Source organism: Pseudoalteromonas sp. Z1A2 (assembly GCF_011378755.1).
GTDB classification, from domain to species: Bacteria; Pseudomonadota; Gammaproteobacteria; order Enterobacterales; family Alteromonadaceae; genus Pseudoalteromonas; species Pseudoalteromonas distincta.
In genome coordinates this window covers 14073-25731 of sequence record NZ_WTKX01000017.1, presented here as the reverse complement: position 1 = coordinate 25731, position 11659 = coordinate 14073, and the positions used below count along the sequence as shown (strand labels likewise).

Below are 11659 nucleotides of genomic sequence, written 5' to 3'. Positions count from 1 at the left end.
AACTTTTATTAACTTAATGTATTCACATGAGCCACCTGATTACGCCCTTCATTCTTGGCATGGTAGAGTGCTTTATCTGCTTCATTTATTGCACTCTCAATTGTCGTTTTATTACATTTAATATTTATTACGCCAAAACTTGCCGTTACATTAATTACTTTATCGTTAAAATGAATTGGGTAACTGGCCAGTGCACTTCTTAGTTTTTCGGGAAGATCTTTAGCTGACGATTCGTCGTTTCTTGCTATTAATAAAGCAAATTCTTCGCCGCCAATGCGGCCAAATAAATCACATGGGTTTATGCAGTTTTGCATTATTTTTGCAGCTTCAACTAAAACTAAATCACCACCTGCATGTCCAAATTCATCGTTTATTTTTTTAAATTTATCTATATCCCAATAAATTAAGCTGACGTAGTTATAATTATTAAGTTTATCTTTTAGTTGCTCTTGGCTTTTATTATAGAATCCACGCCTATTTAAGCAGCCTGTAAGTTCGTCGCTCATTGCAAGATGGTTCATTTTTTCAGCTAAATCTGATGCCATCATAAATATTATGAATACGGCCATGCCTACATGTGCAGTAGGGACAGTAATAAAATTAATTAATGTATACAGCGCTATATATTCTTCATTTACTTGGCTGCCTTGCAGTAACGCTATGCTTGCTGCAACAAATAAAAGTAATCCACATAGCGTATAAGTAATACTAGCGCCTATTTCGGCAGGAAGTGATTTTTGTTTATGCCTGAAAATAATAACTGCATTGAGTACAAGTAAAATCACATCATAATACACATACAAGGACATAAATAAGCCAACATGCACATATATAGCTGTAAAATAATAGACAGCAGCAAGAGTAACTATTGCTGAGATAATTAAATAGCGAATTTTTATACCCGAGTTTACCCTAATGCAATGCCCCCACGTACCTAGCAGTACTGAACCTACAGAGAAGCTACTTCCTAACATCCAATATAATGTGTTTGAGTTAAATAATGGTTCTGCCAACATTGTTGCCCATTGGCATGCAGAGAATGCAAATGCGATTGTCCAAAGCATGGCATATTGCTTTTTACCTAACGTATACCACGACATTAAAAATATGACAGACCAAATAATACTGGTGAAAAAGAGGGTAACTAATATATAAAAAATAGGATTCATGTATTTTTATTCTTGTTTGCGTTAATTTTACTTTAGTAGATGAAAGCGGTTTATTCGACCTAACGCCGGTTATTAGTTAGCTAAATTGTAAATAGATATGTATGCAATCATTTCTTAAGTTGTGTATTTGAATAGTGGTATATCCCTTGCTGTAATAACTGTTGTTTAGAGCTTTAAGCTTATATGGCTTTGCTTTGTTTATAATTTTATTCCTAACAGGTATTTAAATTACAATTATTAGTAATTTTTACACGTTTATTTATTTGCTTAATTAAAGAATTCAGCTAGGGCTTATTTATTCTTCTAGGTTAAATTTGTAGCTGTACGTTTAGGTTTTAGGTAAAGCAGAGTTTATGTTGTGTGGCTATCTTCATAAGTGCTTTATAAAAATAAATATTAAACATACGCAGCCCTTTATATAGAAAAATTTAACCCTGAAAGGTCAAAAGCCCCCCGTTTTTAGTAAAGGAAATTACAATGCATTTTTCATCCAAAATATTTCACGACAAATACCTTAAAGGTGTAATAGCGCTGGTTGTGTTACTTATACTAACGCGAATAGCCGCGCCTTATGTAGTTCAGCACTACGTAAATTATCAGCTAAAACACACACAAGGTGTTACTGGGCATGTTGGTGACGTAGATTTGTTTTTATATCGCGGTGCCTACGCAATTGACGACGTTGAAATTTATGCTGTTGATGCAACTTCAGCTCCTAAGCCTTTGCTGAGTATTCAAACTCTCGATTTTTCACTTGCGTGGTCAGCCCTTTTAAAAGGGAATTTAGTAACAAACATGGCGTTTACGCGTCCTAAAATAGTTATTTATGATAAAGACCCCAATGCTTCTGAGCAAAATAAACAAGTAAAAGACGAAACTACTTGGGTAGGTCTCGCCAATAATTTAGTACTGTTTTCTATTGATACCTTAACAATTGAGCAAGGCAAGTTAACTCAACGAATAGTGGTGAAAAACCCACTTTTATATCAAATATCAACGCTCGAATTGAAAATATAACCAACGCGCAAAACCTATCAAAAACACTAGTGACTACTCTAAGCGTAGAAGGTGCATTAATGGGGGAGGCCGCATTAAAGTTTGATGGCAAATTAGATCCCTTTAGCAAACAAGCCAATTTTGATTTTAACGCAGAGGTACAGCGTTTCTCTGTTAAAAACCTCGATACTGTATTTAAGGTATACACGCCTTTTGATATTGAAGCGGGTGGCATTGATGGCGCTATGGAATTGGTGGCTAAAGACAATAACTTAAATGGTTATGTAAAAGCGGGCGTTCAAAACTTGAGTGTGTTCTCGTGGCGCGAAGATATAGAAAAAGATGACGATGGAATATTTACGGCCATATTTGAAGGCAGTGTTGATTTACTGGGCTCTATACTCGAAAACGATGAGTCTAAACTTGTTGCTGCACGTATCCCTATAGAGGGGCAATTAGATAATACGGATGTTTCGACTTTTCAAGCTGTGATTTCGGTATTAGAAAACGCATTTTTTGATGCGTTTAAAATGAAAGTAGATAACGTTATTTCTTTTGAAGATACGGATGAAAAATCTGATAACGAGGAGAATTAAAGCTCTTTGGTAATGTTCGTTTTAGTTAAATACTTAAGCTGCACCCACTTTTTAAACTTTAAGTGGGTGCTTTAGTACTTTTCTCAGATTAGTTTTTGCGGTTACTAAATAGCTCTTTAAGCTCAGCAATTTGGGATTGTAGTTCGTTTACTTGCCCTTGCGTTGCAGGTAATGAGCTGTCGTCTGCGAGCTCTTCTCGCGCTTTGCGGTGCTCTTCACTCATTACTTCTAAAATGGCACCTACCATCATATTTAAAAATACAAATGCGGTTAAAAATATAAACGTAAGGTAATAAATCCAGCTTAGTTCGTACACCGCCATTGTTTCATACATTATGTCGGTCCAATCTTCAAATGTTGCCACCCTAAACAGAGTAAGCATGGAGATTGAAACATCTTGCCAAAGTACGGGGTTTATTTCAGCAAACATCATGCTGCCCATTGCAGCGTATATATAAAAAATAACAAACATTAATAGGGCTATATAACCCATTTGTGGAATGGCTTTAAGCAATGAATTAACTAATAAGCGCAGCTCTGGGATCATCGATACCAATCGCAGTACTCTAAATATGCGAAGTAATCGAGCAATTAACATAGTAGAGCCAGCAGCAGGATATAAACTGCCCAATACTATGATGGTGTCGAATATGTTCCATCCTTTAGAAAAAAAATGTTTTATGCCTTTACTTGCAATAAAGCGGATTACTAGTTCAATTAAAAAGAATGCGGTAATGCCAACGTCCATCCAATTTAGAGCAAGCTCTACGGTAGGATGTAGTGAGTAAGTGTGCGCACCTACTGTCAGGGCAGAAACAATAATTACAGCTATAACAAATGATTGAAATATCTTGCTTTTGTCTATACGCTGAAACAACTTTTGTAACTGCGACATCATAGAAATAGATCCTTTGGAGATTAAGATTTTATGGCGCTAATATACAATAATACTGTAATAATTTAACGCTTTTTCGATATAGAAAGTGTAAGGAAATTTAATGTTTATCAATAAACTAAAAAGTAGCGCATTACTTATTGTTGGATTATGTGTTTTAGCAGGTTGTAGCTCTGATGCGCGTTTTCATGAAGTTCAATCGGCGCGCCTTGATGAGTGTAACTATAAAGCTGACAAAGAATATTACGAATGCTTAGATAAACAAGATTCTAACTACGAAGAGTTTAAAAAACAGCAACAAGCAGAAACTAAATAAGTAACCTTTATATTATGACTAAAACTCAAAAGCAGCGCGATAAGCACATTAGACTAGCACTTACTAATGCATGCGAAGCAATAAAAGAAAGCGTAATTGGTTTTGATTATCTAACGCATACCATTGATTTAAATAATGAGGCCAATACGTTAAAAGTACAATGTTACTTTATTGATGAGGTAGCCCGTGAAGATGCAAAACCGCAACTTGATGAGTTAACGCAGATTATACTTAGCCAGCTAGCAGCTATTAAGTTGAACGCAAAACCAGCACACATCTCATTTTTAGCCAATTAACAGCGGTTTAGTTGGTATGACACCACATGGACGTTATAATTAGATAAATTATTTTTAGGGTTTAAATTATGGCTGTTCCTTCGCGTTCGCAAATTTCACCAGGTACCACAGTAAATATTGTATTAAAAGAAGATCAACGCAGCGGCACATTAACAGAGGGTGTGGTTGAGCGCCTTTTAACAAAATCACCAAACCACCCACACGGCATTAAAGTACGTTTAGAAGATGGTCAAGTTGGCCGAGTAAAAGAGATTTTATAATGGCAGCGTTAACAGAACAGGCTTTTTGGGAATTAGTAACAACGCCTGATTTAGGGCTCGATCCGCAAAGTGTGAGCGATAACCTAAAAACTAAACTTAATGATTTAAGCGATCAACACCTTATTGATTTTGATAAGCATTTTGGCATACATATGCGCAAGTGTTTTACCTGGGATTTATTTGGTGCCGCTTTTGTGATGGCTGGATGTAACGACGATTACGGTTTTAGTGAGTTTAGATGTTGGTTAATTTCGCGTGGTAAAACAGTTTTCGAAAACGCTTTAGAAAATGCTGATTCGTTAGCGCAGTGTACACCTGTTTATTACTTAAATGAGCAGCCTTACCCGTATATTGATGAGTATGATTTAATAGCCGGTTTATTATTTGAAGAACGCAGCGAAGACGAATTACCGTTTATTCCATCAGGCAGCGATGAACCCAAAGGCAAACGTTTTAAAGACAAACCTAAGTTTTTAAAGCAAAGCTACCCGTTATTATTTGCAAAGTACTGGCAATAAAATAAATAGTAATTTGTGCGCTATTTAAACAATTTAATGAGTTTAATTTCCCTACAAGTAAGCGCATTGATATAAATCGTTTTGTTGTTTAAGTACGTATTAACTAAAGTACTTAACAGCAAAATGGTTTGTAATGCAGTATCTAGGATGAATCTTTGTGGATTTAAATGTGTTCAATCTAAGGGATTTATTTGTGGCACGAGGTTTGTAACCTAATGGGATCGGTAATTGCTCTTGCGTTATCTTACTGGCTTACACACATGTAAGAATCAGTATAGTCGAGCAAAGCTCCCTTAGCTGCTCGTGTCTTAGTTCCTGAATACGACTTCTCTCCTTTTATAGTAAATCTCTGTTATAGTTGTTAAAAGTTATAAAAGCTAGGTGATTAGGCATTTTGCTATTATTTAACACGCTGACTCACGAGGATACACCCACGAAATGAAATATTTAACACTCGCTTTATTAACTGTCGCTTTTACAAGTGCAAATGCTTTTTCTGAGCCGAGTAATAAAACACGATTTATACCGCTTTTAAAGTCAAAATTGGGAGCCTACGAAGTTGTGTCGAGCAACTCAGGGTTATGCGTTAACAGCAATTTGAGTTTGACAGATGAAAGTGATTTAAGTGCTGGTTTTAAACTTGGTGAGCAAATTGTATTTGGATCGCTCCACAATGGTACCCGAACCATTAAAAAACCAAACTTTTGCTTTATAACCAGCACGCTTAAATATAAAAGTGATGGCCTTGAAAACGGCTTAAGAATGAGCCGTTGTGAAAGCCCTGCAAACGAAAAAACAATCAGTCAAAGTATCAAATTTTTAGCTGATAACACACTAAAATACACGTTAAGCGAACCTAGTGTAGAGTGCACATTTAAAAAAGCAGACGAGAGCAAATAAAGTATCTACTAAGTAGTAAATCACTCGCAGTATATTTTAGGAATATCGCGCCAACGTGTAGTGTACTGCGGCGATAAAAAGTCACGGTTCATGTGCCATCGGTCATTTAATTTACTGCTTGCAAGGCTGAGCATCCCTTTCCCGTATCGATTGTTTATTGTATCTAGGCATTGCATAAGCTTTGGATTATCAGGGCTTTTATTAAACAAGTCACTTTGCTGAAACTGTTCTGATATTAGCTCTACAGCACCCACACCACACTTATAAAATCGGATCCCCGGTTTATAAATCTCATTAAATACCTCAGATACAGCATTAGCCATTACACAGGTGTCGTTAGTGGGTGAGGGGAACTTATACACAAACGACTTTTTATAATATCTGTTTTCGTGCGCGCCACTGGCTGCAAAAATATAAAGCTGGTGAGTGAGAGAGCGTTGCGCTCTTAGTTTATTAGCCACTGTGGTTACATGGTTAATTAGCGCCGTTTTAAGGGCTATTGGCTCGCATATGCGCTCTCCAAAACTACGGGTCGAATAAATCTCCCGCTTGTCTTGTCGTACATCATCCCAGTTTAAACATGTTATTCCGTTAAGCTCGCTTACTGTACGTTCAACCACCACACTAAATGCACGGCGCATTGCTCTAGGGTTTTGCTGAGCAAGCTCCCAGGCGGTGTGTATATTCATTATTTTAAGCTTTTTAGCTAGCCGCCGACCTATTCCCCAGACATCTTCGCAGCTCATTCTTTGTAAAATAGCTTGGCGAGTTTGCTCGTTATTTATTACAGCTACACCATTAAAACCACTGAGCTTTTTAGCGGCATGGTTAGCGGCTTTTGCTAAAGTAGGGGTCGGGCCAAAACCTACACCTACAGGAAGCTTTGTTTCGCGCCATACTGTGCGCCTTATTGTATGACCGTATTCATGCCAGTCTTTAATTAATGATGTGTAGCCATCAAAGTGCAAAAACGATTCATCAATACTGTATATGTGCTGTGTATCGCAAAAGCGAGCGATGATATTCATCATTTTGTCGCTTAAATCAGCATAAAGCTCGTAATTGCTAGAGCGAATAACAACGTTGTTTTGCTCAAGTAAATGCTTAACTTTAAAGTACGGGCCAAATTTAGGAATATTTAAGCGCCGAGCAATAGGGCAAATAGCGCATACACAGCCATCGTTATTGGTAAGTACAACCACGGGTTTTGATCGAATAGCAGGGTCAAATACTTTTTCGGCACTGGCATAAAACGACACAGCATCAACTAAGGCATACATTTTAGTAACTCTGGGCTTTGCCTGTGCATTCTTATTGATAGCGTTACTACGCCTTCGAGCTGAAACTCGTCTGCAGAGGTGAGTTGTACAGGCTTATGTAAAGAAGACGCTGAAAGCAGCCGCGCATTGGTTTTATCAAGCAGTTTGCATACAAAAAGACCATTTAAGTTAGCAACAATAACGTCACCATTTTCTGCAGGCTCTGCACGGTCGATAACTAATAAGTCCCCTTCAAAAATTCCGACTTCTTGCATAGAGTTACCCGATGCTAGGCCAATAAAGGTAGCATTTGGGTGCTTTATTAAAAGCTCATCAAGGGTTACACCTAGCTCGGTGTACTGCGCTGCGGGCGATTCAAAACCACACACGCCTGCTTCTATATAAATGGGAATGACAAACATAACACAACCTAAAACGCATATACTGTATAAGTGTACAGTATATGCGTTTTGTGTAAGTTATGCCAAGAAATGTATAACCGATCAATCCATATTTTTGATCATTTGCTGTGCGATATCTAAAAAGTCTTTGATTTGCTGAGGGTTTAAGTTTTTACACATTTGATTATTTATTTTCTGCTCTGAGGCTAATAACTTATCAAAAAGAACTTTACCTTGCTCTGTGAGCGACAAAATAAAGCAGCGCTTATCGTGCTCACTTGCCTGTTTATTTATTAAATTTAAGCCAATAAGATCTTTAATTAAACGTGCTATTTGCGCTTTGTCGCGCTGCGTTTTAGTAACAATATCGTTAGCCGTACAGTTATTTACGCTCGCAATAATATGTATGCAGCGTACGTGCATAGCATTAATACCAAGTTCGCCTGCGTTAATTGCTTCACGAATTGTAACGCGGTAATTTTGCATCAATTCAAATAGCGTATTTGATAAAGGTGTATTCATAAAACTCTCAATATAGTTGACAAAGTCAATTAATTTGTTATAGTTGATTTTATCAACCAATGGGGCGTTGTGCAATGTCTGCTTTTATAGCAGCCAATTATTATACCAATCTGCTTATATATGGGGTCTATTTAACGTTAAGAAAATTACGCTAGAACTAGGCTAAAATTTTTGTATCTAGTTGTTCTAAATAAAAAATTTTTAACAACGTTATAGTGCAATTTAATTCGTTAAATTGATCAAAGATTTATGCAAGTTGGTATTAAAGTCCAAGTTTTGTAAAACGAGGTAATGCATGGGTAAACAAATTCGCAAAGCTAACATATTAAGTACGCAGCAAATCACACCACACCTACAACGCATTGTTGTAGGCTCTGATGATTTTAACGACTTAACCTCACAGCACATTGGTAACTATGTAAAAGTACTGATCCCAAAAAATGGTGAAGTAGATTTTAACTTAAAAACAGCGTGTATGCGATCTTACACAATAAGGCATGTAGATGCACAAACAGGCGCGTTAACACTTGATTTTGTTATAAATATGCACCAAGGTCCGGCAACTGACTGGGCTAAAATTGCAAAAGTAGGTGATGAGGTAGGTATTGCAGGCCCAGGCCCTAAAAAGCTAGATAATTATGGGCATTCGCATTATGTGTTGCTAGGGGATTTAACATCGGTAAATGCAATAAAGGGGTATATACAGCAATTACCTTTATTTTCAAAAATTGATGCCTTTGTACATGTACCCACCGAAAAAGACATTATTGATTTAGAAACAAGCCGCGATGTTAATTGGCTTGTTACCGACAATGCTGACGAAGCGCTACTTAGCGCGCTTCAAAATTTGCACATTACAGCAGAGCCTCCCATTGTATTTATGGCATTGGAAGCTGGGCTTGTTCGTAAAGCAAAGACATTGTTAACAGAGCAATTTAATATACCACGCGGTAGTATTGTTTCCTCAGGGTATTGGAAAAAAGGCGTGGATTCAGAAGGCTATAAAGAGCTGCGCCAACGTGATGCACAGCTTGCTTGAATACCTTAGAGCAAAATAACATATACCTATTTTGCTTTAATACCACTGCGTAACTTGAATTGACCTAATAGCAGACCCATTTAAGTGTTTTATGCTAATGATGTAATACATTGTTAGCATGCATTTTTAGGAGCTACTATTTTGTTGAATTCCATTCCTTTTTCGTTATTAGAACTTGCCCCCATGATTAAAGGGGACAGCGTTACTAACACTCTTCATAAAAGTACTAAATACGCCCAACGTGCAGATGATCTTGGCTTTAACCGTTTTTGGCTTGCTGAGCATCATAATATGCCAGGTATAATTTGTGCGGCCACTTCAATTTTGGTTGGTCACATTGCAGGTAATACCAAAAAGATACGCGTTGGGTCAGGCGGTATTATGCTGCCAAACCACTCCCCATTAGTTGTTGCTGAACAATTTGGTACATTAGAGAGCTTATATCCTGGGCGAATAGATTTAGGACTAGGGCGTGCCCCAGGTAGCGACCCCGTAACGAGTCGTGCACTAAATAACGATATGAGCCGTGCAGAAAACTTCCCAGGTGAAGTAACTGAGCTGCAAACATTGTTAGGTCCTTACAATGGTACGCATCCTATACGTGCTATACCGGGGGAGGACACAAACGTTCCGATTTGGTTATTAGGCTCGAGTTTATTTAGCGCGCAACTAGCGGCGCAAAAAGGGTTACCGTACGTATTTGCAGGGCATTTTGCACCGCGCTTTGTACACGATGCAATAGCGCTGTATAAGCGCGAATTTAAAGCATCAAGCGTACTTGATAAGCCATACGTAATGCTTGCACTGCCTTTAGTGGCTGCAGATACCGACGATGAAGCGCAATACTTGTCGACTACTTCTAAGCAACGTGTACTCGAACTTATACGCGGTAATGAGCTGTGGCTAAAACCACCTGTTGAAAGCATGGACGGGTTATGGAGCGAACAAGAGCGCGCTCATGTAGAGAACTTTTTAAGCCTAAGCGTAGTAGGCGGACATGTAAGTATTAAACACAAGTTAGAGATGATAGCTAAACAGCTAGAAGTTGATGAGTTTATATTTACGAATGATGTGTTTGATAGTGAAAAACGCCACCGTGCACTCGAAATTTTAATGGAAATAAAACACTAAAATATAGTTAGTTAAGCAAGCGTACACTCTGGGCTTGTTAATATACAGACATCATCAAAAGTTAAACTTTTTTAACTCATTTTATTAACTTTAAGTGATGTCTGTATTTGTTATTTAAATATTCAAAGTAAATTTTATTTCTATTTTTAGTACATATTTTGCTTTATATGCCGTTCTGTTTTTTCAATTGAACTGATTTAAACAATCAATTTTAAGATATCACTTTTGTTTTTTATAATGTAGCTATAAACCAGACATCATAAAATTAAAGGCAGGTACACCGTGAACTCTCTAAACACCGCAACAGCTAATTCAGTTAACAAAACAGCGCAGCCAAAAGTTGCTCTGATTGCTGAAGGTGGCGGACAGCGAGGGATATTTACAGCCGGTGTACTTGATGCGTGGTTAGAGCAAAGCTATGACCCTTTTGATTTATTCATTGGTACTTCAGCGGGTTCACAAAACTTAACTAGCTACTTAGCGCGTCAAAAAGGCTATGCTAAACGCCTAATTAGAGGGCTTTCGCGTAACAAGCGTTTTTTTCAGCTTGGTCGTGGGTTAATGGGTAAGCACATAGTTGACCTAGATTGGTACTTTGACAAAACGACTGAAGTAAAAAGAGCCATAGATTTTAAAACGGCAAAAACCAGTTTAGGTGAGCGTGAACTGCTTATTACAGCAACAAATGCACGAGACAGAAAGCCGTATTATTTATCACCAACAGGTGAAGATAATCAATGGCGTGATCTTTTAAAGGCGTCAAGCGCACTGCCATTTTTGTACAAACAAGGTGTAAAGTTAACACCTTGGTTAAACGCAAAAGCAGCGAATGAAACACATCTTGTTGAAGAACAAGCACAGAGCGATTTTTATCTAGACGGCGGTTTAGCCGCTCCACTCCCCGTGCGTGAGGCTTACAACCGAGGTGCTCGTAAAATTGTTGTAATAAGAACGGTTGACGCTAATTTTCAAGCGCAATCTGCATGGGTACAAAAGCTAAGAACATTTGCTATAGCATCAGGCTATTGTCCAAAAACATTGGACTACTTGATACAGCACGAAAAAGCGTATTTAGATGAGCTTGAGTTTATTGCAAATCCACCAAGTGATGTGGAAATAATACAAATTTTTGCAGACGAAAAACTGCATAGCAAATTATTAGGTAGTTCAAATAACGATTTACGTTTTGATCATAAATTAGGCTTAGCTGCAGGTCGATCTTATTTAGCGCAGCAAAGCCAATTTGAGATCAGCAATACGCATAACTATACGCAAAGCGAATATAGTTACAATTAAACCAAATTCTTATACCTAGATTGCAAATAGTACTGCAACTTAAAATTGCAGTACTATTCTTCATT

The 11659-nt window shown here is 37.6% G+C and carries 13 protein-coding genes and 1 pseudogene; 9 read left to right on the top strand and 5 right to left on the bottom strand.

Going from position 1 to position 11659, the window contains the following annotated elements; genetic code table 11:
* Positions 1-8: 8 nt before the first annotated feature.
* The gene (locus tag GQR47_RS12590; protein WP_165723860.1) at positions 9-1169 is read right to left on the bottom strand and encodes a GGDEF domain-containing protein; all 1161 of its coding nucleotides are present in this window, start codon (positions 1167-1169) and stop codon (positions 9-11) included.
* Between the two features lie 477 nt (positions 1170-1646).
* Between GQR47_RS12590 and GQR47_RS12585 the strand changes: the two are divergent.
* A pseudogene (locus GQR47_RS12585) lies at positions 1647-2761 on the top strand (DUF748 domain-containing protein).
* 88 nt (positions 2762-2849) lie between these two features.
* Here GQR47_RS12585 and GQR47_RS12580 read toward each other — a convergent pair.
* Entirely contained in the window at positions 2850-3659 is an 810-nt protein-coding gene (locus tag GQR47_RS12580; protein ID WP_165723859.1) for an ion transporter, read from the bottom strand.
* 100 nt (positions 3660-3759) lie between these two features.
* On the opposite strand from GQR47_RS12580, the gene GQR47_RS12575 reads away from it, so the two are divergent.
* From GQR47_RS12575 to GQR47_RS12555, 5 genes are all read left to right on the top strand, one after another.
* A complete protein-coding gene (locus tag GQR47_RS12575; RefSeq protein ID WP_007583226.1) occupies positions 3760-3972 on the top strand; it encodes a hypothetical protein in 213 nt (70 codons plus the stop codon).
* A gap of 14 nt (positions 3973-3986) precedes the next feature.
* Positions 3987-4268 carry a hypothetical protein gene (locus tag GQR47_RS12570; RefSeq protein WP_165723858.1) on the top strand — a complete coding sequence of 94 codons (282 nt, stop codon included), beginning with the start codon at positions 3987-3989 and terminating at the stop codon, positions 4266-4268.
* Between the two features lie 68 nt (positions 4269-4336).
* Positions 4337-4528 carry a YwbE family protein gene (locus GQR47_RS12565; protein ID WP_004334795.1) on the top strand — a complete coding sequence of 64 codons (192 nt, stop codon included), beginning with the start codon at positions 4337-4339 and terminating at the stop codon, positions 4526-4528.
* Complete coding sequence (locus tag GQR47_RS12560) at positions 4528-5046, top strand: DUF4240 domain-containing protein (RefSeq protein ID WP_024598177.1); 519 nt, start codon at positions 4528-4530, stop codon at positions 5044-5046. The genes GQR47_RS12565 and GQR47_RS12560 overlap by 1 nt, the downstream gene beginning before the upstream one ends.
* 438 nt (positions 5047-5484) lie before the next feature.
* Complete coding sequence (locus GQR47_RS12555; protein WP_165723857.1) at positions 5485-5946, top strand: hypothetical protein; 462 nt, start codon at positions 5485-5487, stop codon at positions 5944-5946.
* Between the two features lie 20 nt (positions 5947-5966).
* On the opposite strand, the gene GQR47_RS12550 is transcribed toward GQR47_RS12555, so the two are convergent.
* The 3 genes from GQR47_RS12550 to GQR47_RS12540 form a co-directional block, all read right to left on the bottom strand.
* The gene (locus GQR47_RS12550; protein WP_165723856.1) at positions 5967-7226 is read right to left on the bottom strand and encodes a Y-family DNA polymerase; all 1260 of its coding nucleotides are present in this window, start codon (positions 7224-7226) and stop codon (positions 5967-5969) included.
* A complete protein-coding gene (locus GQR47_RS12545) occupies positions 7214-7627 on the bottom strand; it encodes a S24 family peptidase (protein ID WP_004334808.1) in 414 nt (137 codons plus the stop codon). The genes GQR47_RS12550 and GQR47_RS12545 overlap by 13 nt, the downstream gene beginning before the upstream one ends.
* Positions 7628-7708: 81 nt before the next feature.
* The gene (locus GQR47_RS12540; RefSeq protein ID WP_024605139.1) at positions 7709-8128 is read right to left on the bottom strand and encodes a MarR family winged helix-turn-helix transcriptional regulator; all 420 of its coding nucleotides are present in this window, start codon (positions 8126-8128) and stop codon (positions 7709-7711) included.
* Positions 8129-8423: 295 nt separating this feature from the next.
* Here GQR47_RS12540 and GQR47_RS12535 point away from each other — a divergent pair, with 295 nt between their 5' ends.
* The 3 genes from GQR47_RS12535 to GQR47_RS12525 all read left to right on the top strand — a co-directional run bounded on the left by GQR47_RS12535 (position 8424) and on the right by GQR47_RS12525 (position 11594).
* Positions 8424-9167, top strand: coding sequence for a siderophore-interacting protein (locus GQR47_RS12535; protein ID WP_024605140.1), 744 nt, complete (start codon positions 8424-8426; stop codon positions 9165-9167).
* A 141-nt stretch (positions 9168-9308) separates the two neighbouring features.
* A complete protein-coding gene (locus tag GQR47_RS12530) occupies positions 9309-10298 on the top strand; it encodes an LLM class flavin-dependent oxidoreductase (RefSeq protein ID WP_165723855.1) in 990 nt (329 codons plus the stop codon).
* A 282-nt stretch (positions 10299-10580) separates the two neighbouring features.
* Complete coding sequence (locus GQR47_RS12525) at positions 10581-11594, top strand: patatin family protein (RefSeq protein ID WP_165723854.1); 1014 nt, start codon at positions 10581-10583, stop codon at positions 11592-11594.
* Positions 11595-11659: the final 65 nt, after the last annotated feature.